Source organism: Adlercreutzia agrestimuris, assembly GCF_943193125.1.
GTDB lineage: Bacteria > Actinomycetota > Coriobacteriia > Coriobacteriales > Eggerthellaceae > Xiamenia > Xiamenia agrestimuris.
Genome location: NZ_CALPCX010000001.1, coordinates 359,323 through 383,805, shown reverse-complemented (window position 1 = coordinate 383,805; position 24,483 = coordinate 359,323). Strand labels below are relative to the sequence as shown.

The following is a 24,483-nucleotide window of genomic DNA, read 5'->3' as shown; positions in this document are numbered from 1 at the left end:
ATACCCTTTGACAAATATCTTTCTATACGAGAAAGTTCATAACAAGCGAAACCATGATTTCCTTTTCGGCTGGCTTCGACTCTGCAATCATGATGGTTGTGGCTACAAGGGCGCTATCGCTTACGACCTTCTGATCATCTTTATAGAGGAGGCCGTTTTTCTCCAAGAAATAGAGGAATACGGTAGCGGCGATGCGCTTGTTCCCATCGTGGAAGGAGTGGTTCTTCACAATGAAGTACAGAAGGTTGGCTGCCTTCTCTTGAACAGAGGGATAGAGATCCTGTCCGCCGAACGACTGGTATATCGTCGCAATGCTGCTTTTGAACGAGTCGTCCTTCTCGATGCCAAACAAGCTGCTCTCATCGTTGAACCTGAGAGCCCTGATTAGCTCCATACACTCACTATACTCAAGAATATAGACCGAACTAGTTCCAGTAGGTTTCTCGACACGTTGATGATCGTAATCATCAAGAAGATCAAGCGCCGATGCATAGCTTTTGACCACTTCAAGTACTTGATTAGTATCTAACTCGTCAGAAACACGCTCAATAAGAGCAATGGTTTGGGAGAGCTGCTTTAGCCTTCGCTCATTCTCAGCACGGCCTTCAATAATATACCTTCGAAGAACGTCTGTTGCCCATCGTCTGAATTCGACTCCGCGTTGCGATTTGACCCGATATCCCACAGAAATTATGACGTCCAAATCATAATACTTGACCCTGTAATCTTTCCCGTCAGTCGCAGTTGTCAAGGATTCCTTGACAACTGAGTTCTTGTCCAGCTCTCCTTCTTTGAAACAATTACCTATATGACGGCTCACATTCTGTTTTGTCGTGTCAAATAGAAGTGCCATTTGATCTTGGTTAAGCCAAACTGTTTCCATATCGGTGGATACATCAAGAGCAATGGTCCCATCCGATGACTCGAATAGAACAATTTGCGTGTCATTGATGGCTTCAGCCATTAGAGCTCCATTTCCTCAACTAAAAAAGACTACTTGCGCTCGTACCCCTTAGGCGAAATGATTATGTACCCGTTAGCCCCTTGTTCAGTCTTTTCACTGCACATACCGCGCTTCATCAAAGCTCTGACGACATTACTGTTAGAAGTATCCGTCGGGACACTTATCTTCTTCCCATCAAGAAGCCTCACGTAATCTTGAGCTCCCACTGCTTCAAAGCATTTTCGGACGCATTCACGGTCTGTGATTAACGAGTCTCCAAGATTCAACTGAAACGCTATTTGTTCCAATCGATCATTGGCAGAAAAGCTTGGGTCCCTAAGGATTTCGCAAAAGAGTCCAGATGGTATAGGTATCTCTTGAGCAGTTATCTCATTAATTCTTGCAACGGCTTTATTTTTAATCGACTCCTGCAGCAGTTTACCTCCAGGTTCAAATTCATTGAGAAGCTGAGGTAAATCATCGATATCAAAATGGTCATTGATAATCTCGATTTTGAGCAAGTCAGGATACAAAGTATTTAGATGAATAGGCGATGTGAATAGTTTTGCGATTTCGACTTTCTTAGACGGGGTAATTTGATCAGACTCAAATAATTTCAGCCCAACGCTTTCGTCGAATTCCAGGGCATCGTCGTCTGCGTAAAAAAGCTTAAGATACGCATCGATATCCGAGACGGCAAAGAGTGATTCACAGCTCGGATAATTCGCTCGAATAAACTGCGCGTTGCTTTCTGTAACAAAAATACGCTTTGCTTGCAGTACGACAGCAACCCGCGACTGCCCCAAGTCTTCCATATTGAATTCGGCCAGAGCAGCAGAGCCTTCGCCAGATAAAAGGACTCCGATGTTTTCATCAGTTAAGTTCGAATTCACGACGGCAGCCCAGACGAAGTCTTCGTTGCCTGACAGCGCGTCTATTACGACCTTTATGTCTTCCTCGGAATTAAGATGATTTTGAATGAATCCTGCTAATGCGTCATCGATTACGTTTTCGCATGCAGAGAAGTAATCAAGTATGTTCGTTTCAGAAAACTCTGGGATATCAAACAGCAAAAGAGCTCTTTTAAACGCTGGGTCTTTAATCCGGCTCAAGTCTTGAAACGTGCAATTCTCTAATCTCTTTACAAAGGATACGGCCGCTTCTTGGTTATCTGGTAATGTGTTCAATACCCAAGCTAAAATATCTTCTGATTCAGATAAAGGAGAGTCGTCAGCATCAATAATGGAGAGAATAAAAGTCTCCATGTTTTCCTCCACAAATTCATGGAGCTTCTCGTCGGAAAGTGAGTAGACGATGGAAATAGCTGAATGCCTATTTACGACATGGTAGGGGAATCGATTCTCAGCCCATTTCATCGCTAATGCAGCATTGGGCTCATATAGCGATTTCTCATAGACAATGTTAAGGAGCCCCTTGTCCGCGGTCTCAAATTCAATATCAGACAAAGAAAGGACGAACTTGTCAATATTTCTTCTGACCCCCTCCAACAATGTATCGCCTACGGATAATAATTCGGGATCGGCGTTTGCAAACGCAACAAGGGCGCTTTCTGTCGCATCCAAGTTCCAATCATCTTTGTAACACATAAGTTTATGGACAAAGTTTCTACGGTCTTCGAAAGAGGCAGTCTCATCGGCAAGAACAATGCTTGCTTCGTTATCGAAATCGTTCTCTATTACACTAAAAACACTGGGAATGAATTGATCGGAAACAACATAACCAAGAAAGAAATCAGCATGATCTCCGCGTTGAAGACCTGCTACAAATTTCGAAAGTTTGTCCGTTTCTTCTTTATTAAGTATTTCTTTAAGAATCGAGTGGTTCTGGACGCCTGGAACCATCAGAAATTCATCGCGTATTCTCATGAGAACATCGCCAGGCTTATCGAAAACATATGTAGGATCAATAGGCCTTCGACCTTGGATTATTGCCAGATTTCGCTGATCGGCAAGAGATAGTCCTCCTGGTCGGACACGTATTATGAATCTCAATGAAGATTCATCAATGAGATCCGTGCTCAGAAGATGCTTTAATAACGAAAAGTGTTGACTCTGCTGAACAGTTCCAATTTCACAATCTTTGAAGTCAGCGCTTCTTTCCAAATCTTTTTCTTCGATAACGAAGACATCATCATCCACAGACTCTACCAGTAATTTGCCTAGTGTGCTACAGCTTAGGTGCAATAGTCTGTCATCTATTTCTTGTATTCTTGCAAGATACTCTGATTTCCGCTTGTCTAGGTATTCTTTCGGTTCTCCGTAACGCTTTAAATTAGTTTCGTCGCTTAAATATTCTTCAATTACCTCATCTAGCTTTTTGCTTGCTTGATCGTTATCTCTAATTGCTTTGATAACCTCTGTTGTAGTATTTGCGTTATATATTGCGTTTCCGAACCTGGTGAAATTTGACTTATCAAAATAACTTGTGAGAATCAGCTCATCCAAGTTAAATTGATTTTTCTCATCTATTTCGCGAATCGCAGATGAAAGCTCTTCTTTCTCAGCTTCTAGCAAGCGCCTTTGCTTAGCAATCAGAATTTCACGCTTTCTTAGAAGCTCTGACACAAAACCTTTTCCACGTTGAAAGTTTGAAAAATCAGTTGGAAAAACAACCTTATAAACAATTGCTGCTACAAGATGTTCAGCCTCGCTTTCGGATAAAGGCTTATCACTGTCGTGAAAAATATGTTCTTGGTAATGCTTTGCCTCGTTAACAATGTCCTTTAAAGCACGGGGGTCGGGAATGAAAGAAGATATTTCATAGGTGAATAAATCGCTCACATTCAAGCCTAGATTACTCAAACCGCTTCTTAGTTCATCAAAATTTCCATCTGGATCTGAAAAAGGAATGATTGGGATAATGAAATCAAAGAACTTGACCCGATCTTCTGGTGTTTCGAATAAATCTTCTCGAACTAGGTAGAAAAATCGTAAGGGCTTAAGCTTTTCCAATCTACAGTCGTTGGCGAGACCGTTAAGTTCTCGAAGCTTTTCAAATATTTCAATCGAATCATCAAAACGATCGAGGTCCTCAAAAATATAAACATCGGATCCGGAATTATTTAACAGGTACAGGACGTCGTCCATGTATTTATTGAATATTGGATCGTGCGATTCAGAACCGTCTTTTTCAGCCTGATTCTTGTCGAATTCAAATAAATCGACTTCATTTCCGAATAGCTTTATTCGTCGCAAAAACTTATCTGTTTTGTCTCGACGGAATGCAGAGTACAGAATTGCAACTAGCCCAATTGCCCATACGCATATGGCAATCCATATCGGTTGTGCAAATCCTTCAACATTTTCAGGAAACGTAATATCATCTTTTATCAACAATGTAATAAGTGCAATGGTTAATAAGCCATATCCTACGCAGGCCGTTGCTTTAATAAAATCAAAGATTCTGCGATCGTCTTGCGTATGCCTAAACCTGCTTTTTGGAATCCGGCTACGTTTGGTCTTATGAATTAGCTGATTAAGTATTTCACCTTCTACTGCACTGGTTTCGTTATTTGATCCGTGAAAATGGGCTAGCGAAATAAAGGTGCTCTCGTGGCCATCGCCAGCAAGAAGCTGCTTTTCATCCCATGTCTCCATAACAGTGCTTTTGCCAGCGCCATAAGTACCCATCAAAGCAATGTTTCGAATCTTTGGATTGTGAAAAACGAAAGAAAACTCCTTCTCGTAGAGCTTGTACTCCTCGTCTGACAAACGAGTCGGTGTAAGGGCGTTTAGGGATTTGTCCGCAAAATCATCACTGGTTTTCATACACCAGCTATTCACCCTCCGTGCGAGCTTAGCAATTGTCATCCTAACGCTCATTCGCTCACCTTCCACGCGAACGGCCAGTCAGCAGGCTGTGGCTTCTCATTCAGTGGTGGTAAACCGTTTACGATGTCCATTGTGTCCATGGCTACGGTAACTAGTCGTGGAATCAAGCCGCTGATATAAGTCGGGTCATCGCTGTAGTCGTTGGGGTCGTTTACGATGCCTGATGCCTTGTCCATCTTTACCTGATAGCGATCGATCATCCATTCGAGCGGGCTTCTGCCATTGACCTTGTAGTCATTGGCAACTTCTGGGATTCCCGAATAAGCCAAGTTTTCGTTATAGATGAGCGTCGTGTAGTCATCTACCTTTTTGCCGGTTTCAGGATCCTTGCACTTACCCCATTTCATCTTCTCTACGCGCCCGGGATTCTTTTCATTTCCTCGAACAGTTAGAGGATAGGGCTCAACGCTCTCGTAGTTGAGATGAAGCTCTGCCAGACGCCTTCCCGCAAGTGAAAACGCACGGAAGTTTGCAGCTAGCGGGATTCGTGGCAGTTCCTTCTTGAGGTTGGCCTCAAACCGTTGGCGATATTCAGGTGAGTGGAGGATGCCGTAGATGTAATAAAAGATGTCTTCCTTTGTTAGCTCAATTCCGCCGTTCGCTTTCGTACGTGCTTTGAACTTGTCATGCACATCAAAGGCTCGCGGATATACTTCCCGAAAAACCTCAAGTGCCTCATCGGTAATCGCGTCATGTCTGATATATTCCTCGGACTCATCTGCGAACATTCCGCCAAGTGAGTCCTTCTTCTCATACCAATAGAGCGGGAAACATTGTGAATCTCCCACATAATGTAAATCTGGCACCAGATTTGATATCAACTGGCTTGATTTATCGCCATTCGTAAAAGCTATATAAATGTTTTCATGCTCTATAGTTGGAAAGAGCTTTGACAGTTGGTAATGGCTCCAGTTGATTGTGTCGTCGTAATAAAGCCATTCTTTACAAAATGGCCTATATGCGGATTTCGTAATACTTGCGTCTACAGGCTCAATTCTCTCAGACTCATAAACGCGATCATACAGCTTCTTGTCCCACTTAATCTTCGCAGGTTCTTTTTCAACAATTCTCTCGACTTCATCTTTAGATGAAATAGCTGATCCGTGTTTATCAATCTGCTCATTAAAGAAACTAGCTAAAGTTTCAATTTGGTTTACCAGCGCATCGCGCGAGAACGAGTACATCCAGGTATCTCTATGCGTAATTACCCCCGATGACCATAATTCAAATATCCCTCTAGGTGCTTTAAGCTTTGACAAGCCGAGAGGCGCAAAATCGTACCAGCTTTCATCGCGTTGGTTTAGCCAATCACCATGCCTGTCTGGTTGTATACTATCCCACTCAAAACCCTCACCGTTTATTGAAGATGCGACTATTGCTAGCTTGGTTTCGCGATCGAGATAATCTCCGATGTCGTGATAGTGTATCGTTCCATGCTCTTCGGATGATGGGTTCTTCACGAGCATAGTAATAGTGATAGGGGCACGTGATCCTGATCCAAAAATCTTGCCGCCTTCTTTACGTGATTGCTCGCCCTGAGTTCGCTGATTACCTCGAAGATTAAAAACATAGATTGAGCTGAACTCTTCAACTAGGCATTTTCTGAATCCATCCATTGCCTGTGCATCAAGCCATCCTCCGTTGGTCACGAACGAAATGACTCCTCGCTCACCGATTCTGTCTGATGCCCATCTAAATGCTTCTATATACGAATCATATAGCGCCATTTTTTTTGAGCCGTTGATCGACTTGGCCGCATACGTATTTCTAATCTTCGCGATTAACGTTGGATATTGCGTATTTTGATTACTGTCGTCTGCATTCTTTTGCCCTGATGAATACGGAGGGTTACCGACTATTACATGAATCGGTGTTTCCATTTCACGCAAGATACGTTCCGTGTTATCTACGAACATCTCAAGATCGAGCGGATCTCCCTTTTCGTACATCTGAAAGGTATCCGTAAGCACTGCGCCTTCGAACGGTGCGTACTCTCCATGAATGCGTGAATGGTAGGCATACTCGATGTTTATGGTTGCAATGTAGTAAGCCAGTAGAAGAATCTCGTTGCACCAGATCTCGCTCTTGTACTTCATCGGGAGCTTGTCCAAAGGCATGAGCTCTTCGTCCTGAAGCAAATTCACAATGAAAGTTCCAGTACCAGTGAACGGATCGAGGATGTTCACTCCCTCATCAGCTAGACTCTGCCCGAATTCCTTCTGCAGTAAGCGGTTCGTCGCATGGAGGATGTAGTTCACCACCTCATTTGGCGTGTAGACGATGCCCATCTTCTCCGATGTCGCTTTGAAGGCCTGACTGAAGAACTTCTCGTAGAGCTCTTTGATGATGCGCTGGCGTCCAGCATCGGTCTTCACGCCTTCGGCGCGTCGTCTCACGCTCGCATAAAGCTCGTCAAGCTCACGTCTCTCCTCAAGCGTCTCGATGTTGTACTCACGTAAGGTATCAACCATACCTTCCATGGCTATTGATATCGGATTGCTCTTGGCAAACTCCGAACCCCCAAACAGCGCGTCAAAGATTGGCAGCGTGATCATGTGCTGCGCCAACATCTCAACAGCTTCCTTCTCTGATATGCCCTCATTCAGGGAATCGCGCAAACCTTTCAGGAAAGCTTGGAATTCGTCGGACGCTTCACCGCCATCGAGCACAAGCTCGCCGACACGCTCGATGTGACGCTGGGCGATCTTTCCAATGTCCTTTGCCCAATCGTCCCAATAGACCTTGCTGCCACACTTCTTGACGATGACCGCATTGACCGCCTCTTGCAGCTCATGCTCGGTGAAGTGCATCTGCATTTGCACGCCTTCTCCGTCACCATCTAACGGCGCATCGCCTTCTGTATCCCCGTCGCTTTCCGGTGTGACGTCGATGATAGTCACCACGTCATCGTCTTTCTTGTCCCCATCCTTCTTGTCATAGGGGAGCGCGTTTATACGCGCCTCCAATCGTTCGTCATGACTCCTGAGCGATTTCACTATGTCCCAGACAACCTGGAATGGCTCGTTTGCGTCCAAGGCCTCCTCCGCCGTCATGCCAGCTGGGATGACGATAGGCAGGATGATGTAGCCGTAGTCCTTGCCTTCGAATTTGCGCATGACGCGCCCGACTGCTTGGGTAATGTCGATTTCAGACTTCTTGGGCTGTAAGAACATGACTGCATCGAGGTTCGGCACATCCACGCCTTCTGCCAGGCATCTCGCGTTCGAGAGGATGTGGCATACCTCTTCGCCATCAGCTGTTGCATCCTCTGTCTCGGCCAGCCATTTCAGCTTCGCCTTGCGCTCCGCCGAGTCCATGGTGCCATCAACGTGCTCGATGTCGCAGTGAAGGAGCGGGGTATCGTTCTCCTGCTCCTTCTCGTATTTGATGTAGGCATCCACGATCTGCTTGAAGTACTCCTGGATGCGCTTCGACTCTGCGATGGTCGTACAGAACGCTACCGCGTTCTTAAGCGCATGCCCAGCTCCCCCATCACCTTCTCCGGCTAGTCCTTTCCAACAGCCTATGATCTTGGCGGCATCCGGTATCTCGAACCCCTCATCGTTTGCCATGGCTTGCTGGTAGATCTGGCTCACAGCATCCTCGGCTACGGTAAGCGCGATCACCTTGTAATCGGTCAGCAGCCCTTCATCCACAGCCTCGCCGAACTTGAGCCTGTGGAATTCCTTGCCGAAGATGCTCTCGTCATCCATCGAAGATATGACGTAGTCCTCTTCCTTCGCCTTCTTCTTGGCAGTCTCGCCGTAGATGCGTGGGGTCGCCGTCATGTACAGGCGCTTCTTGCCAGAGACTATCGAATTGTCATGAACCTTAACGAACTCCGTCTGCTCTTGCTTGGATGTCCCTGCGTCCTTCGCGCCTGTTGTCCTGTGCGCCTCATCGCAGATGATGATGTCAAAGGGCGGCAATCCGAGATCTTGAGCATCGGATACTACTTGTATCGATTGGTACGTGCTGAATACTACATTGAAGCCGTTTGCAAGTGGTTCCTTCATCTGGTCGTAAAGCGCCTTGGGATTGGTGGTTGCCGGATATGGGATATCTGATAAGGACGATTCCCATGCATCCACACCTGCATCCGACGCCTTTGCATCCGAGCACACAACAGCGCAGCGTATCGGCACTCGTGCTTGGTTCGCCCAGGCTCGCATTGTCTGTCCGACAAGTGAGATCGAAGGTGCCAGGAAGAGAATGTACGAACCAGCCTCCAGCATCTCTTCGGCAAGGCGCAGGGAAGTCAGCGTCTTGCCGGTGCCGCAAGCCATGATCAGCTTGCCGCGGTCGTTTCCCTCAAAGCCCTTAATGCAATCGGCTATGGCTCTCTCTTGATGGGGAAGTGGATCGAAAGTCTTCCTTTGTGTAGCAGCTTTCCCGTCTAAGAAAGGCTCCCAGTCGAGTGCAGCTTCATCCATCTGGCTTGGAAATACCCTGACGGTATCCCATTCGCTTGCGACCTTGTCCAGGTGATTGGTTAGATTCTCGGTAGTCGAGATGAGCATGTTGTGGCCATAGGTATCTTTGTTACCAGTCGCACCGTAGAACGTTGAGACCGTCTTGTAGTCAAGGGTCGAATCCTCGTCATAGCATTTGCACTGGATCGCCCAATACGTTCCATCCTCAGCATCTTTAGCCACGAGGTCTATTCCGATGTCAGCGCCATCGTGCGTTGGCGCGTTCTTCCATAACCACACATCTTCCAATCTTGCCGACCAAAGTGGATCATTCAGGAGGTAATAGCGTGCAGCACGTTCAAACTTGTCGCCCTTCTCGCGCTCACTTTCCGAAGATTCGCGGCACCAGTCGATGACCTCGTAAATGGTTCGAGAGGGCGTATCTGAGTAGTTCAGTTTTACTTCTACTTCGTTTTCGCCCATTTCACAGTCCCTTCTTGAGCTCTTCGATAAGGCACATTCTCACGAATGTGCTGAATCCCATACCTCTCATCGCGGCTGCTTCTTTCGCAGCATCGCGTAGATTTTTAGGTAAACGTATCGTGATTGCTGTTGTCTCGCCATCCGCTAGGTACTGTTGAATATCTGTTTGGCATGCCTCAGATTTGACAAGTTCCGCGTAGTCCATGACGACCCTTTCGGCTAGTAAACCGTTTTGCAATACATCTGCAACTATTATACCCTCCCAACCCGATCTAGAAAATGGATGCGTACTTACTTGCGACGCGTAATAACACTAGTCGGTTTTCTCTGAAAAAGAGTCCTGCGAACGCAGGACTCTCGGCCGTGAATCTTTCTTGTCTTTTAGCTTTCGGTTGTTGAAGCTACCGAAAGCGATTGCCTCTTCCTATGACGCTTCGGCTTCTGTCGATACCTATCTAAGAAAAGCATCTTCTTTTCAACGAGCGCTTCGGTATCCAACTTGATATCAGCAAGTTTCGCGTCAACTGCCTCGACGTCTTTGAGTGCCTTCTTGATCTGTTCGGCCATCTCGGCATCGATCTGCTTTTCATGGTTTATCTTGAGCGCAATGGTATTGAGCGAATGGATGGCCTGATTTAGTAGGAGCCCGTTTTTCCTGATCAGGTAATCTAGGATTGATACAGCTTTTGGTTCGATGATTATGTACGAGTCAGGGTCACCTCCGGCTTTGACCTCCACCGGCAATCGTGTCAGCAACCTGATGTAGTCGCTCGTGTTGATATCCAATGCCGCGGCTTCGCTTGTGAGCTTCTCGAAGTCAGCCTCATCGAGGCGACATGTGATCGTGTGAGTTTTCTCCTCTAGCATGGTTGTTCCTTTCTCTAGGGGCGCGGGGGATCCCCCGCTGAGGGCAGAGACCCGGACGATCCGCGGTGGCAACATTTCGGAGTTGCCACAAGGTTCGAACTCTGCCCGAAGCTCGCTTGCACGGCTCGCCCGGCAAGCGGAATCCATAGTGGAATGACGAGCGAAAATGCGCTCGGTATTACACAATAGGCTATTTGCCCCTACTCTTTTCTCAGACGTCCGAGCAATCCTTTTGAAACCTGCGTCGGTCTGTGAGATGCATGCGCTTAGATTGCCTTAAAATCACTCGGTCATTTGCTGCTTCTTTTGCCACCTGGATGGCATCTTGCACTTTCGATGGTTCGATTCTTTCATGGGTAGGAGGTGGCAACGTTGGCAACGCTTCCTTGCTCGCCTATCACTCGATAGGCACGCTGGACGCCATAGATTCCCACACGATGCTTGCCCTCTAATGGCTCGATCCCATCAACTGCGTTCTGCAGCAAGCTGGAGACTTCCATCTGGTCGTGCCGTTTTTGCATCTCCCGCGCAATGCCAAGAGCTTGCTCTTTAAGAACTCTTCAAAACGCTCAGCAGTGTTGTCTCTTTTGTGGGTTTCATTCTTATTGCAACCTTTGCATCTCCAGCGTTGACGACCAGAGCTATTAAAGCCATTTCTTTTCATTTTAGACCCGCAAATTGGACAAATCTTGGTCTTCATCGTAGACACCTTAAAAAGAGAGAATATTTCTCTCTTTTATATGTGCTCAACTGGAAAAACTTTCAAGATTAGACACGTTTTTTGTCCGAGTGGATTTTTTCAAAAAAAGAGAAAATTGGGGTTAAAAATGGGTGCTGACCTGCATCAACACTAATTTTTCAGACACGTTTTTTGTCCTATAACCCATCTTTTGTAAAACAAAAAGGTCAGCCACCGAAATGACTGACCTATGAATGCTTGGTCGCGGGGGCAGGATTCGAACCTATGGCCTCCGGGTTATGAGGACATTAAATCCTCAGAACGGTTCAAAACAATTTCAAACAATCCGCAGGTCAGATGTCATTTCCGAGCAACACCGCATAACGCTCTAAAACGCCTCTTTCGGCATCTTTCCGTCATGAATTCCGTCATGCTCCGGATGCCTCTAGCTGAGCCGACTAGCCTCATTCGCAGCTAAGAAACGTACGCCTATTTTGGTTTCGGCGGAGCAACTAAATAATAACATGTAAGGCTTTCTGCTTTATTGGATATAATGTGAGCATTTATTTGCCATATATAAACATGCTATTAATACATAGCAATGCTTTATATCTGATTTGGAGTTAAAAATGCAGCAAGATACTAAAAAACTAACCAAAGGCAACTATTTTTATCTCGTTGGTTTGATTATTGTCATCATTCTACTTGTTATGTTCCTTTTTAATTCATGCAGCAAACCTTCCATTGTTGGGTACTGGGAAGATACCAATCAATCGTTTCATACAATCGCCTTTAACAATGATGGCACTTGGGAAGAAACTGACGTTGCTGGTTCTGGAGATGGCTTTCAATTTGTAGAAACCCAAGGTGAATATACAATTGAATCTGGTGATCGTTTACGTATGACTTCTCCTTCATGGTCAGAGCAATATCGCTCATACGAGAATGCTATAGAAGAAAGAGCTCTGTCTGATGGAGAACGCTATTACTATTTCGATAATGATAAATTGATTTTTAAAGGTATTGAATTCAATAGACACTGATAATGCATTTGTAAATCAGTTGTCTCGCCAAAGAAAGGAGAAGTTAATGAAATCTATTAGCCAAATCAAGATTCTTTTAATAGCGTTTATTTCTTGTCTGATGGTTGTTTCTCTATTAGCATGCTCGCCTGGAAGTTCAAATAGCAGTTCAACTAGCAGTTCAACTAGCAGTAATTCTTCAACAGAAACTAATGATGATCCAGAATCTATAGATGAAGAAATAGACTTAGATGAAGATGATTCTGATGATGGTGAATATGGCCCATGGACTCTGGATGAAATGTTAGCCATTGGTAGCTATCAATATTCCAATGATTTGTTTATCAAAAGAGGAAATGAATATTTTTCACTCGATTCAGATACTTTTTCAGGGCCTAACCCTTTAACTCAAGATGAAGAATACAAAGGTCCTATGGCCGTTCTTGATAAATCGGCTGGCGAAGAACTCGTTACAACCAGCATATGGGAACATAATGATATTTATGGAAGTGAAGATGGTGTGCGTGTATACAAAATCATCGGTGAAGAGTATGTTCCATCAGAATATCCAGTAAATTGGACTATATGCGATGAAATCAATGGAATCGAAGTATCTACTCTATCTGGTGATGATACGGATGAAAGAATTGCAAATTATTTATTAACGCTTGGCATAGAGATGGATGTAGATTCAAATACAGTTTCTAGCAAAGAACCAACAAGCTTCACGATTGGCACATATGTGGGCACTAAATTCGAGGAAGAAGTTATTGATTTAAGCGAACACGCTTATTTAGCTGATACAGAAAACTTCATGACCTTACCATTAGAGAAAACCAAAGAAGGTTATTTTATTGTTAATACAGAGCAACTTACTAGCGGTATGTATTCATCACTGTATGCTTCCACCAATACCGGCGTCCATAAATATTGTATCTTTGAGGTTGTTTAATTCTGAAGAAGTGAATCTCATCTAAATTTTGATATGTAAAGTACAGATGCTATACCGTAACGAATCTTTTTATTCACCTCCAACTACGAAAACTTAGTTGGAGGTTTTTATAATTTCACGAGATGTTTCACGCTTCCATCGGCAGTTCCTACCGCAATGTACCTCGTTGATCCGCTATAGGCGGTATAGTGCGCTCATACATAACCGTCAGCGGTCACTGTATCGGCAGCGATGCTGTAGATATGCTCGCCGTAGGAATATGATGCTACTTTGCTTCCTGATAGGCTCGGCTTGTCTCTTACGTTCAGGCTTGATGCCACAACCTTGTACTCACCGGCGATGATGCGTGCTACACCGGTCGAGGTTCCAGCTGCACTCACTGTCCCAGAAAGCAGTTGATTCACGCGCTTCTGCACAGCGTTAAACTTATCGCCAAGGGCGGCACGCCTTGCATCGCCGTTGCCATAACGTCCGGCTATCACTACCTGCGCTAGCTCATCAATATCGCCTGATACCGCCGTCGCAGTTCCGCTTCCACTCGGGGCATTTCCACTCACAACTACCACTGTATGGCTGTTGGATACGAGAATATCTCCGACTTGCCACTTCACAGTCGAGTTCGCATAATCGCTCGTTGAATAAACATCCACTATTCCGCTTGCTTCGAAGCATGCAACTTGATTACCCGTATAGCAGAGGTTTCCATCCTTGTAGATGTAGCTTTCGGGGATCCTCGCTGCTATTCCGCATATGCCAGCCAAGCTGGAGCAGTCGCACTCGCACGCCGTTGTTATCTTCGACAAGCCCCAGCCAGCAGCCCGCGCTAGCGGAAGGATCGTATTCCGCTCACCTTGGTCGTAACCGTTCTTCATGTTGGAAACCGCTGCAGCCATAGCCTGCCCGCATTTCAGTGCCTTCGCAGGGTCTCGGAAACGTATTAGACTATGCCAGTTATAGAGATATGCAGCTCGGGTGTTCAGCTCCGTGCCGGTTTGGTTTCCAGCCTGACCTTCTACATAGCGCACGTTCTCGTCGCAGGATGCCTGCCCGATGTATGTTGCCATGTCTACTTACCGCCATTTCCAGCTGCAAGCTTCTCGGCATCCTCAACCTTTGGCGTCTGGCTGAACAGTTTTCCTAAGGGCGATGCCACAAGCTCGTGGTTAAGCGCGCACAGGTTCTCGAAGACGCTCACGATCTCAGTAACGATGATATAGACGCATATCGCAAGCACGCTCGGCACTTCAAAGCCAAGGTCAACACGCCCAGCTGCATATTGGATCACATAGGCAAGCACGATCAGTCCGATGAACCCAGCTTTGTGCCAAAGACCGCTTCTTAGATTCTCGGATTGAATGTCCTTCTGTTCCACGCACCGGCGAAGCCAAACACGATGTCTAGCACGATCGTCACGCCTGTGACTACGAGGATTTCTACATCCATCCCCAAACCCCTTTTCTTGATTCTCATACATCAAAGAAGAGGTTAAGATCGCGTCACAAATCAGCCCTTCGCCGTGAAGTAGCCAGGCCTTCCTCCCATGCCATCAACTCGGGCATATTTTCCACTCACGTATTCAGCTTGCGTCGCTGTAGTCACAGTCAATCCCGAGCCTTCTCCTCCTTTGAGCACGCTGCAGTTGTAGAAGGTGTTTTGCCGTTTTCCGCACCCTCTATCGTCGTATAAGGAGGGAAGTAGATCGTCGTCAGCTTCAAGCCGCCGTTGAACATCGAGTTTATGGTGTCCAGAAGGCAGTTCCATTCGCACTTACTGAAGTCTATGTATTCAATCGCATAGCACCTCTGGAACATGTATGCCATGCTCTCAAGGTCCCAGAAGTTGCAACGTCCGAACGTCACCGATTGGAGCTTCTGGCATCCATTGAACATCGATTCCATCGTCTTGCATCTTCTGCCGATACACCATGTATCCAGTCCTGCGATAGTCGCAAGCGAGCTACAACCTCGGAAGCACTCCGTGAAATCCTCCACGTTTGAGACATCCCAGTTGCGGACGGATAGGCTTGTAGCGGTCGTGCAGTAGTAGAACATGTACTTCATGTTGGTTACGTTGCTCGTATCTTTGCTATCCAAAAACAGGCTGAAAAACGAGCTGCAGTAGTAGAACATATACGCTAAGCTCACGGCTCTGCTGGTGTCTAGCTTTGTAAGATCGAACGTCATGCAGTTCCTGAACATGTAGAACCAATAGGCGCATGTCGCTGGTGTCACGTCATCGTCGAATATCATCTGCCATGGCTGCAATCTCCGGCAGCTCCACGAACCACTTTCTTTGCATGAGCTCTGCCGCTTGTTTGGAGTCAATGCCACAGACGGAATCGATAAAGTACCTGCCATCGAGCGCGAGCTTTAGGATCAAGGTGAACTTGCCGATTCCCTGATGCTCGATGAGCACGGGCATGTAGTCGAACGTGCAGTCTTGGTCGAAGGTGCGAGCGAGCGCTGCTCCCATGAGAAGGCGCTCCACCTCGCTCGTATAGTCATCGCTTGCAGCACCAAGGAACATCTGCATGAGTGTTCCTACGCGCCGAACTCCGTCCCATTCAGGTAGGGCTCCCAGCAAGTTGATGATGGGATTCACCTGCGGCTTGCTCGCAGCGATGGTCAGGGCATGCTAGAAGTCACGCTCGCTCCCGCAATCGAAGGCCTCTTGTGCATAGGTATATCGCGCCGAGTCATCGGTCGAAGCCCATAGGAAAGGCTGCGCAGCTCATAGGAGATCTGTTCTCAGCCAACACGCAAAATGAAAAAAACTTGGTGATAATTCGCCACAAGTAGATGCGCTCATCTGCACCGCATCTGCACCGACCCCTCAAAATCCATCTTTTGTAAAACAAAAAGGTCAGCCATCGAAATGACTGACCTGTGAATGCTTGGTCGCGGGGGCTGGATTTGAACCAACGACCTCCGGGTTATGAGCCCGGCGAGCTACCAGACTGCTCCACCCCGCACTGTTAAGAAATTTCTGGTTATTCAATTATCAAAATCGCTGGGTTATGAGCCCGGCGAGCTACCAGACTGCTCCACCCCGCAATATGTATGCCTTTAATGGGCAAGAAATTACGTTAACAAACACAAAGACGAAATGCAAGAACTTTTTTGCTTTCAGCATAAAACTGCACACATCGCGCACGCACGCAGGCGATGGGGAAGCCTCGCGCATTGCCCGTTGCCCGCACTGCCCATTGTCCGCCTCCGCGTCACTTGCTGTCGAGGTCGTAAGAAAGCCGTTGTCATAAGGTGATGGAGCCGCAAGCTATTAAAAGATCACCTGTTTCATAATGAAGTTGGCTCCGCGCGTTGCTACACGCTCGTAACGCGCGGTGTCGTTTCGAGTTTCGCCGCCTGAGGTTGCTTCTCCAAGCAAGTGCCGCGCCAGAGTGCGCCGTGCAACAGCAAGTCAATCCAGCGTGGCTTCATAACCCGGAACGCAACACAGTCATGAACTGCGAAACGGAGGTCGCTATGAATAAGTTCTTCGCCAAAGTACGATCAAATGCCATTATCCAGGCAATTCTCTGCGTCGTTTTAGGGGTCTTTTTGCTGATTTCTCCTGCAACAGCTACGCTCACGGTGGTGTATCTTATCGGCGCGTATTTGGCTATCACTGGCATCATCACGCTCATTTCTTACTTCCGCAGCGGCTCAAGCAAATACCGCGAAACCCCCATCCTTATTACCGGCGTGGCGTGGCTGGTGGGCGCTTTGCTCGTTTTCATATTCCCCGAATTTGTCGGCGGTTTTCTCTCGCTCATCATGGGAATCTTCCTGCTGATCAGCGGCATTGTTGATGCGGTACGCTCCTATGAAATGCGCGCGTTTCCTGCAAGCGCATGGATTCCGATGCTTGTCGTAAGCGCCATTGTGGCCATTGGTGGCATCGTGATCATTATGAATCCGTTCGGCGCTACCGTGACATTTGTGATGGTGCTTGGCATCTTGCTTATCGTTAAAGGTGTGAGCGACCTCGCAATTGACTTGCTGACCAGCAACGGTATGAAAGCGGCAAAGCAGCACTAACTTCCCCTGCCCCTTATGCAATCATGACGAACAACCCAGCACGCTGGCTGGTTTCTTGCGAAGCCTGCGCTTGCATGTGCCCCAAAGCGCGTACAATGAACGCACGATAAGACACGCGTGTGTCTTTGTCATGACAAAGAAGGGGCTCTTATGCAAGTAATCACCGAACAAGTCTATGCATTTTCCAAGGATAACCAGCCGGTTTATACCGCACAACCTGGCGAAGTGCTCATGTTTAAAACGCTCGACTGCTTTTCAAATCGCCTGACGAGCGAAGAGGTCACCATGGCTGACCTCTCGTATGGATATAACGACGCAAATCCTGCAGCAGGCCCGGTGTTTGTGGAAGGCGCGGTTCCGGACGACGTTTTGGTGGTTGATATCTTCGACATTGACGTTGCCCCTGTTGGCACGGTCGCCACTGATGACCATTGTGGTCCGCTGTTTGAAGGCATGCCGTATCAGACCAAAAAGGTTGCAATTGAAGGTGGTATGGCAACGTTTAACAACGTGCGTTTCCCCATTAACCCCATGATTGGCGTTATTGGTTGTGCTCCCAGCGGCCCAGACGTAATTGATGGTTACGTGGGCAGCCATGGCGGCAACATGGATTGCAAGCTTATCACCAAAGGCACGCGTTTGTATCTTCCCGTGCGCGTAGAAGGTGCATTACTCCAGATGGGAGACGTGCACGCCGCAATGGGCGATGGCGAATTATGTGGCACAGGCATTGAGATCCCGGCTGAAATCACCGTGCGTGTATCGCTGCTTAAAAACTTCGAGCTGCACTGGCCGGTGCTTGAAACCTTTGGCCCTGCGGGCAAGTGGTATGTCAACGCAAGCGCGCAAGAGTACAACGAGGCTGTCATGTGCGCGGCGAAAGAAATGCAGCGTCTGCTCATGAATGCCACTGGTTGGTCGGCAGCTGACACCTATATGTACATGTCAATTCAAAGCGATGTCGAAATCAGCCAAGGGTGCAAACCGTGTGAAGTGCAGCTGAGTCTGCGCATCGGAACGCCGAAATTGCCCGAGTTTTCGCCATTAGTGGGCTAACGCGTACGCAAGTATCGCAATTCCACACGAAATTCAGTCATAATTTGCCATTCCTTGTGATGGTTCGCGTGTGTGCTTGTGCGAACAATCATTTTTGTCTCACAACTCAGAAGAGAGGAAACCATGGCGGACAAAATTGTCGAGCCGACTATAGGCCTGGGAGAAGACATTGAGGCCTTCGGCTACAAACAGGAGCTCAAGCGTGGGCTCCAACTGCGCGACGTCATTTTGTATGGCGTGCTGTTCATGGTAATCATCGCCCCGCAGTCCATTTACGGCGAGATCCAGCAAAACAGCCACGGCATGACGCCGCTCGTTTACATCGTTGGCTTTATTGCCATTAGCTTTACCGCACTTTCGTACATGTGGATGTCGAAGAAGTTCCCCATTGCGGGTTCAGTGTACTCATATGTGCAGCGCGGTATTAACCCTCATGTTGGCTTTATTGCTGGCTGGCTTATCTTGCTGGACTACGTTTTTGTTCCCGCATTGCTGCTGGTCATGGTTGCAAACTGGGGTGTAGCGCTCGTGCCAGGAAGTCCGTGGTATCTGTGGATTATCGTTTTCGTCGTGTTTAACACCTTCGTAAACATCCGCGGTATTTCCATGTCGAAAGGTATTGACTGGATCATCTTTATCGTTGAGATCTTGGCAGTCATTGCCTTTATTGCAATCGGCACATCATTTGTGCTTGGCGGAGGCGGCTATGGCGAGCTGTCCGTTGACCCGCTTTGGAAAGCAGGCGAGGTAGACGCGCACTTTATTGCGATGGCTGTGTCTATTGCGTGCCTGTCATTTTTGGGCTTCGACGGCATGTCAACGCTGGCCGAGGAAACCTATCAGCCCGAAAAGAACATTGGCAAGGGTATCATCATCGCACTGTGCATCATGGTTGTTGTGTTCGTAGCTCAGACGTATGTCGCAGCGCTGATCCAGCCCGACTGGGAGGCAATCTCAATTGAGACTGGCTTCTTTGATGCAGCTGAAGCAGCTGGTGGCGTGGTACTTCGCAACATCTTGCTGGTGGTAAACATCGTTGCTGTTGGTATCGCTAACATCATGAATGCGCAAACCGCATCAGCTCGTTTGCTGTACTCCATGGGTCGCGACGGCGTGATTCCGCGCTTCTTTGGCAAGGTTCATCCGAAGTATCAAACCCCGTGGGTTGCTTCGCTCGTTTTGGGTGGTTTGGCACTGATCGTGACGGCATTCTTTGGAGACATGGTTATGCTTTCACGCTTCGTTAACTTCGGTGCGTTGTCTTCGTTTGTGCTGCTGAACTTCGCAGTGTTCTTGTACTTCTTCGTGAAAGAGAAGCAGCGCAACACCTTTGGCGACTGGCTGAAGTATCTCATCTGCCCGTTCCTTGGCATTGCCATTTTGGTGTTTGTGTTCACTGGTTTTGACATACCGACCTATGTGGTAGGTGTAGTTTGGTTGATAATTGGCCTGATCATTGGTGCAGTTAAATCCAAGGGATACAAAGAAGTTCCTGAGGCATTTAAGAATCTTGAGTGCTAGATTCAAAGCTCATGCATTTGAATTCTTGCACGTAAGTTCACATGGCGCGCATTTACAAGGATGATAGATAAAGGCGAGGTCACAGCGGCCTCGCCTTTGCTTTTGGGGTGTTGCGCGCGCGGTTTTTGCCGTGGTCGCTTACGAGAGCATGCCGGACGCCAGCCGGGATGCCGACCGCGCCTCGCAAGCCTGGTTGGAGGAGACTCAAGAGTTCGCGAAGTGATTTTTTGTAGCAAATTTCGAAGTTTTGGCTGAAAAAGGCCTCTTGTCGGGGAATCTGATGAAAAATTGGTTTAAAAAGTGCCCTTGTCGGGGAAATTCGCTTGATTTCGGCGCCCAAAACACCGACGAGGGCACTTTTCCAGCCAAAACCTGCAAATTCTTAGATGCTTTTTGGCGGCTACGAAATGAGCTGCAACATAATGCCTGGTCGCGCGGTTGGGCGCGGTTGCGCGCCGGCGGGCAGGTGCAGCGTGGCCAGGCTGTTTGTTCACGCAATTCTTCATATATGCTACAAAATCTCCAACATTACATTTCGATGGTGAGCATTGCTGAACTGGGAAAACTAAGTGAATAGGTCAATTAATCAGGTGAAATGCCGAAAAAGTGTTGCCAATTGGTTGATGTTCTGTAGCAATAAAGATATACTTTCGCTATCGTATGGATTACTCTGCGATAATTGTGTATGCGCAGGTGGGGATGAATAATTCATTTGAGGGAATGAATCTGTCTGCCCAGCAGTTATTAAGGGGTCTTTCTGCGAGTTGCTTGAGAAAGCAAAAGCTCGATGAGGCGAGGCATCTAAGCGTGACGACTGTTGTCGGAATGGGCAATCTATAAAGCCGCCACTGATGCTGTAATAAATAGCAGGTCATGCCGCAAAAACGTACCATCGAACATTGAAAATTTAGCGCACATAACAACCCGACGTGCGTGTTGGGATGAGTGCAGAAACTGTTCTCATCGAAGAGAAGCTGGACAAAGGTCACAATTATGAAGAATGCCAAGGTATCTTCGGAACAACAAACAACTTCGCGCCAAGCTAAAGCAGGGCAGACGCTAAGTGGCTCGCATCAAGCCGCGCGGCAGAGTAAAGCGGCGCAGCAGGGGCGCGCCGCGCAGCAGAGTCGTGCCGCGCAGCAGGTAGGCGCATCGCCATTTGGTGATGAGCTTTATGCCGCCATGCCTTTTAGGTCGCGACCATGGGTGCGTGCGCTATCGGTGGTGATGTCAGTGCTTCTGGCAGTCACCATGTTTGACACAACAGGGCTGTCGCCGCTTGTTGATAGAGCGTCGGCTGATCCGGTTCCCGCAGCAGATATACCTGCGCTTCCAGGCACGACAGATGCGCTCACAACGAAAGCGCAGGATGATCCAGTGGATGAAGACGACGCTGAATCCCCAGATGAAGCAGCGGATGCCGCCGACGAGGCGGCTGTTGACGTTTCTGAGGACGAAAAAAATGACGCCTCTGAACCTGAAGTTTCAACGGTTGAAGACACCGAGGAAAACCGCCAGGCGCTCTTGCCTGAGGGCTTAGTTTCGGCTGATCGCGTGCTCCCTCAGGTAAGCGAAGATACTGAAGACATCGATGACCGCTTCACCCCGTCATTGGTGCTTTTTGGCGCTCCTATCAGCGACGAAGGCACGTTCTACGTGAAGCAAGGAAACGTATCGGGAGAATACGAGCTTGGCAATTTGCTCGAGTCGCTTGAGGGTGGCGTTTTGGGCGGATCTGCTGAAGGCGATGCGGTTATTCTCACCTTCGACATCCCGTATCTCTACACTGACGCCGAGGGCAATCTGGCCTCTACCTATTCGGAGGAAAGCTGGAAGCTGCAGCGCGGCTTTGATCCGGCGGCTGATTCCAACAGCGGCGTGCAAGCGCCAATGCGCGCAGCATTGTTTGCTGACGATGTTTTTGAAGGCTGGTCTGTGTGGCAAGAGCACGAGGGCAGCTACATTCAGTTGACCAAAGAAGATCTGCAGGCAGGCGTGTCGGGCAAAATCGTCTTGCGCTACGAGGGCGAACCAACGTATGACGAAAATGGCGAAGCAATTGATGCACAAACCGCCATCACCAATGCAACCGCACCGAATGCTCGACCGGGCGCAATGAGCGCACAAGCAAGCCTGCCGAACTTCGAGTTTGGCTTGGTGGGCGACGTTCCCGCAGACCAAGCGGTTGAGGTTTCGTTCGGCTATGAGGCTCACAGCTTTACGCCGCAAGCAACAGAGGAAAATCCGAATCCGGAGACGCTCTATGGCACGATCCTTCGCAAGAGCGTTGGAACTTTTGCGCTGGTAAACGACGAAACCACCGCAAAGGCAACGTTTGATGTTGAGCGCTTTGGCGAAGAACCTACGTTTGCTGATGGTCTGGGCTATGCGCAGCATCTTGTTCACATTGCAGTTCCTGAGGATGGTTTTGCAGCCGAGTCAGTGGCTTTGAGCGTGGCATATCCGGCGGATTGGCGTGGCGTTTTTGGCCAGACGCTCGAAGATTTGATGGCTTTTAAGGTGAGCGAAGACAACACCCCAGAAGCGAACACTTTGTCCGATGGCAGCGTTGACACCTCGCAAGAAGCTCGAGACGAAGAGACCTTTGTTGGCGTGCCGGGGCAACGTGGCGTGTTGGTGTATGACGTAACCGATCTTTCCGAAGAGCAGCTGGCAAGCCTCAATCCAAAAGATGCTGCAACCTTTGATGAGCTTGGCTTGAGTCCTGTTTCTTACCATGTAGCAGGGGATGCTCGCTTGCAACTTCAGCTTACCGGAGGTGACGGCGCAATCTCGGCAGGCACGGAGCGCGTGCTCTATGTAGCGGCGCCTTATAGTGCTGATCAGCTGGAACAAAAGACTACGAATGCGGAGCAGTTTAAAGCTGCACAAGCTATTTTTGACGTTCAGGCTTCTGTCAAAATCAAGAATCATACGTTCTCGTTGACCGACCATCGCGTGATGGGCATCTCGTTTGCGCGCGGTGTTGACACGCCGGCGGCTGACGGCGACGGCTCGGGTGACGGCTCGGGTGACGGCTCCGACGATGGCTCCGACGATGGCGAAGACGGAGACGACAGCGAAGAGCCGGGCGCAGACCTTGGTAGCACCGATTCGATAGAGACCACAAACCCCGACAATACTCAGCAGCAAATCACGCTTTCGCCGGAATCCGTGCTCGGCACCGTGGGAGGTGCGCTTCCTGGTGTTGCGAACACACCGCTGTATGGACAAGCTGCCGCAGATGGCTTGTTGAACAACACACCTGAGCTGGACGATTCGCTCATAACCTTCCTCTATGAGACCAACGCTCCCAAGCCGCTGTATGCCTCGGGCATGATTATGCCGTTGGCAGAAGGCTCGGTTGCCGGTCTTCTCGACCCGAACTTGACGGCTACTGCTGGTGGTGGTCAGAGCTTGGGCTCAAACATGTTCATGATCAAAGACACTGATTCGCCCACCGTCACGATGGACGCAACGCCGCGCTTCACCGATGGCTACCTGGGCACCTCAAGCGACGTTCCTGCTGAGCAGGCTCGTCACGCGGTTGTCTTTACGCTCTATATTCCGTACTTGTATTTTGACGCAAACGGCGTCATGCAAGAAACCTACGACAAGGCAGAATGGGATCAAAACCAGGCAAGCGCCGGCGGCAACCCGCTCAACAACGGCCAGCGCCTGACGGCCACTATCGGTTCGGACTTCTTTACCGACCAGCGCTGGGCACTTTACTCTGAAGACCTGCGCATGAACATCACCAACTATGCCACTTTGAACACGTTCTTCCCGGGTGGCACGTTGACGGGTCGCTTCCAGTTCACCTATGTCGGACCCAACCGCGACTATCGCATGCCGCGTAACTTCGGCCCGCTCACCATGAATGTACGCTTTATGGGTAACATCCCAGAAAACACCGGCGGCACCATCATGGAGGGTGTAAAGTGGAGCGCTTACACTAATGCAAATGGCGAAACTACCACTTCGCGTGTTGACGAAGTCATCCAGCCAGGCGCTGCGTCGTCAACCGGCTCTTCGCGCCGCGTAACCTATATCAAAACTAACCTTGACTGGACGCCAACCATTAAATGCGTCAGCGAGCCTATTTTATGGGATCGCTACAACTACATGGCATATGAGGTTGAGGTTAAAAACATCTCTGAGAGTGCCGACTCAGTAATTGATTACCTGGGCTTCATCTTCAACTTCCCGAGTGCAGTGCTCAACTATGGCGAAGGCATGACCACGCAAGATGTGTGCCAGTGGTCCATGGATCCATCCGGTGCGGTGTCGAAGGTAGATCGCCCCTCAATTGGTGCTGGTCTGACGTACACAGGCATGCCCAAGCAAGGCGGTATTTTGGTCTATGACATCACCGATGCCCAGTCGGACCTTTATGATCAGCTCGACATGGAAGACTTCCATAATGCTGACGAACTAGGGCTGCAAAAACTTACCTATACGACAGCTGGCCAAGATGGACAGATGTCGCTCATCATCCATCCTGAAGCGAACGAGAACGACAAAACGCACAATTTCATGGGTGGAGTTTTGCAAGCTGCCCCTGAAGGAACGCCGGCTGATCAGGTTCATGACAGCAAGAAGTTCCTTATCGCATTGCCCTTCACAACTAACTTTGTTGGCGAATATGATCCCACAT

General features: G+C 48.3%; 17 protein-coding genes and 1 tRNA gene (1 of these 18 only partly in view). 7 read left to right on the top strand and 11 right to left on the bottom strand.

What is annotated here, in order from left to right; all coding sequences use genetic code 11:
- Nucleotides 1-22: 22 nt before the first annotated feature.
- From NFR28_RS01470 to NFR28_RS08920, 6 genes are all read right to left on the bottom strand, one after another.
- Nucleotides 23-964 carry a virulence RhuM family protein/type II toxin-antitoxin system death-on-curing family toxin gene (locus tag NFR28_RS01470; protein ID WP_251178064.1) on the bottom strand — a complete coding sequence of 314 codons (942 nt, stop codon included), beginning with the start codon at nucleotides 962-964 and terminating at the stop codon, nucleotides 23-25.
- Nucleotides 965-993: 29 nt separating this feature from the next.
- On the bottom strand, nucleotides 994-4,731 hold the full coding sequence (locus NFR28_RS01465) for a YobI family P-loop NTPase (protein WP_251178063.1): 3,738 nt from the start codon (nucleotides 4,729-4,731) through the stop codon (nucleotides 994-996).
- Between the two features lie 50 nt (nucleotides 4,732-4,781).
- Nucleotides 4,782-9,689, bottom strand: a complete 4,908-nt coding sequence (locus NFR28_RS01460) for a DEAD/DEAH box helicase (protein ID WP_251178062.1) — start codon at nucleotides 9,687-9,689, stop codon at nucleotides 4,782-4,784.
- A 1-nt stretch (nucleotide 9,690) separates the two neighbouring features.
- Nucleotides 9,691-9,894 (bottom strand): hypothetical protein, encoded by a 204-nt coding sequence (locus NFR28_RS01455; protein ID WP_251178061.1) that lies wholly within the window; start codon nucleotides 9,892-9,894, stop codon nucleotides 9,691-9,693.
- Between the two features lie 176 nt (nucleotides 9,895-10,070).
- Nucleotides 10,071-10,556, bottom strand: coding sequence for a hypothetical protein (locus NFR28_RS01450; RefSeq protein ID WP_251178060.1), 486 nt, complete (start codon nucleotides 10,554-10,556; stop codon nucleotides 10,071-10,073).
- 448 nt (nucleotides 10,557-11,004) lie between these two features.
- Nucleotides 11,005-11,256 carry a transposase-like zinc-binding domain-containing protein gene (locus tag NFR28_RS08920; protein WP_420840393.1) on the bottom strand — a complete coding sequence of 84 codons (252 nt, stop codon included), beginning with the start codon at nucleotides 11,254-11,256 and terminating at the stop codon, nucleotides 11,005-11,007.
- A 608-nt stretch (nucleotides 11,257-11,864) separates the two neighbouring features.
- On the opposite strand from NFR28_RS08920, the gene NFR28_RS01445 reads away from it, so the two are divergent.
- A complete protein-coding gene (locus tag NFR28_RS01445; protein WP_251178059.1) occupies nucleotides 11,865-12,278 on the top strand; it encodes a hypothetical protein in 414 nt (137 codons plus the stop codon).
- Between the two features lie 46 nt (nucleotides 12,279-12,324).
- Complete coding sequence (locus NFR28_RS01440) at nucleotides 12,325-13,209, top strand: hypothetical protein (protein ID WP_251178058.1); 885 nt, start codon at nucleotides 12,325-12,327, stop codon at nucleotides 13,207-13,209.
- Between the two features lie 194 nt (nucleotides 13,210-13,403).
- On the opposite strand, the gene NFR28_RS01435 is transcribed toward NFR28_RS01440, so the two are convergent.
- The 5 genes from NFR28_RS01435 to NFR28_RS01415 all read right to left on the bottom strand — a co-directional run bounded on the left by NFR28_RS01435 (nucleotide 13,404) and on the right by NFR28_RS01415 (nucleotide 16,180).
- Entirely contained in the window at nucleotides 13,404-14,273 is an 870-nt protein-coding gene (locus NFR28_RS01435; protein ID WP_251178057.1) for an endolysin-like domain-containing protein, read from the bottom strand.
- Between the two features lie 2 nt (nucleotides 14,274-14,275).
- On the bottom strand, nucleotides 14,276-14,581 hold the full coding sequence (locus NFR28_RS01430) for a phage holin family protein (protein ID WP_251178056.1): 306 nt from the start codon (nucleotides 14,579-14,581) through the stop codon (nucleotides 14,276-14,278).
- Between the two features lie 229 nt (nucleotides 14,582-14,810).
- Complete coding sequence (locus NFR28_RS01425) at nucleotides 14,811-15,407, bottom strand: BspA family leucine-rich repeat surface protein (RefSeq protein ID WP_275556960.1); 597 nt, start codon at nucleotides 15,405-15,407, stop codon at nucleotides 14,811-14,813.
- Between the two features lie 34 nt (nucleotides 15,408-15,441).
- Nucleotides 15,442-15,810: a VapE domain-containing protein gene (locus tag NFR28_RS01420; protein ID WP_275556954.1), complete on the bottom strand. Its 369-nt coding sequence runs from the start codon at nucleotides 15,808-15,810 to the stop codon at nucleotides 15,442-15,444.
- A 293-nt stretch (nucleotides 15,811-16,103) separates the two neighbouring features.
- A tRNA-Met gene (locus NFR28_RS01415) sits at nucleotides 16,104-16,180 on the bottom strand.
- Between the two features lie 514 nt (nucleotides 16,181-16,694).
- On the opposite strand from NFR28_RS01415, the gene NFR28_RS01410 reads away from it, so the two are divergent.
- From NFR28_RS01410 to NFR28_RS01390, 5 genes are all read left to right on the top strand, one after another.
- Nucleotides 16,695-17,249 (top strand): HdeD family acid-resistance protein, encoded by a 555-nt coding sequence (locus tag NFR28_RS01410; protein WP_251178053.1) that lies wholly within the window; start codon nucleotides 16,695-16,697, stop codon nucleotides 17,247-17,249.
- Nucleotides 17,250-17,399: 150 nt separating this feature from the next.
- On the top strand, nucleotides 17,400-18,305 hold the full coding sequence (locus tag NFR28_RS01405; protein ID WP_251178052.1) for an acetamidase/formamidase family protein: 906 nt from the start codon (nucleotides 17,400-17,402) through the stop codon (nucleotides 18,303-18,305).
- Nucleotides 18,306-18,428: 123 nt separating this feature from the next.
- A complete protein-coding gene (locus tag NFR28_RS01400) occupies nucleotides 18,429-19,826 on the top strand; it encodes an APC family permease (protein ID WP_251178051.1) in 1,398 nt (465 codons plus the stop codon).
- 280 nt (nucleotides 19,827-20,106) lie between these two features.
- Nucleotides 20,107-20,403 (top strand): hypothetical protein, encoded by a 297-nt coding sequence (locus NFR28_RS01395; RefSeq protein WP_251178050.1) that lies wholly within the window; start codon nucleotides 20,107-20,109, stop codon nucleotides 20,401-20,403.
- Nucleotides 20,404-20,819: 416 nt separating this feature from the next.
- Nucleotides 20,820-24,483 carry the 5' end (the start) of a DUF11 domain-containing protein gene (locus tag NFR28_RS01390; protein WP_251178049.1) on the top strand. It continues 26,378 nt past the right edge of the window, so 3,664 of the gene's 30,042 nt are visible here — the first part of the coding sequence; the start codon lies at nucleotides 20,820-20,822; the stop codon falls past the right edge of the window.

Excerpts from the sequence above, each read along its gene's own strand:
- NFR28_RS01425 (WP_275556960.1), bottom strand. The coding sequence starts at position 15,407 with ATGTTCAGGAACTGCATGACGTTCGATCTTACAAAGCTAGACACCAGC.
- NFR28_RS01405 (WP_251178052.1), top strand. The coding sequence starts at position 17,400 with ATGCAAGTAATCACCGAACAAGTCTATGCATTTTCCAAGGATAACCAG.
- NFR28_RS01450 (WP_251178060.1), bottom strand. The coding sequence starts at position 10,556 with ATGCTAGAGGAGAAAACTCACACGATCACATGTCGCCTCGATGAGGCT.
- NFR28_RS01395 (WP_251178050.1), top strand. The coding sequence starts at position 20,107 with ATGAAAAATTGGTTTAAAAAGTGCCCTTGTCGGGGAAATTCGCTTGAT.
- NFR28_RS01445 (WP_251178059.1), top strand. The coding sequence starts at position 11,865 with ATGCAGCAAGATACTAAAAAACTAACCAAAGGCAACTATTTTTATCTC.
- NFR28_RS01410 (WP_251178053.1), top strand. The coding sequence starts at position 16,695 with ATGAATAAGTTCTTCGCCAAAGTACGATCAAATGCCATTATCCAGGCA.
- NFR28_RS01460 (WP_251178062.1), bottom strand. The coding sequence starts at position 9,689 with ATGGGCGAAAACGAAGTAGAAGTAAAACTGAACTACTCAGATACGCCC.
- NFR28_RS01400 (WP_251178051.1), top strand. The coding sequence starts at position 18,429 with ATGGCGGACAAAATTGTCGAGCCGACTATAGGCCTGGGAGAAGACATT.
- NFR28_RS01435 (WP_251178057.1), bottom strand. The coding sequence starts at position 14,273 with ATGGCAACATACATCGGGCAGGCATCCTGCGACGAGAACGTGCGCTAT.
- NFR28_RS01455 (WP_251178061.1), bottom strand. The coding sequence starts at position 9,894 with ATGGACTACGCGGAACTTGTCAAATCTGAGGCATGCCAAACAGATATT.
- NFR28_RS08920 (WP_420840393.1), bottom strand. The coding sequence starts at position 11,256 with ATGAAGACCAAGATTTGTCCAATTTGCGGGTCTAAAATGAAAAGAAAT.
- NFR28_RS01440 (WP_251178058.1), top strand. The coding sequence starts at position 12,325 with ATGAAATCTATTAGCCAAATCAAGATTCTTTTAATAGCGTTTATTTCT.
- NFR28_RS01470 (WP_251178064.1), bottom strand. The coding sequence starts at position 964 with ATGGCTGAAGCCATCAATGACACGCAAATTGTTCTATTCGAGTCATCG.
- NFR28_RS01465 (WP_251178063.1), bottom strand. The coding sequence starts at position 4,731 with ATGAAAACCAGTGATGATTTTGCGGACAAATCCCTAAACGCCCTTACA.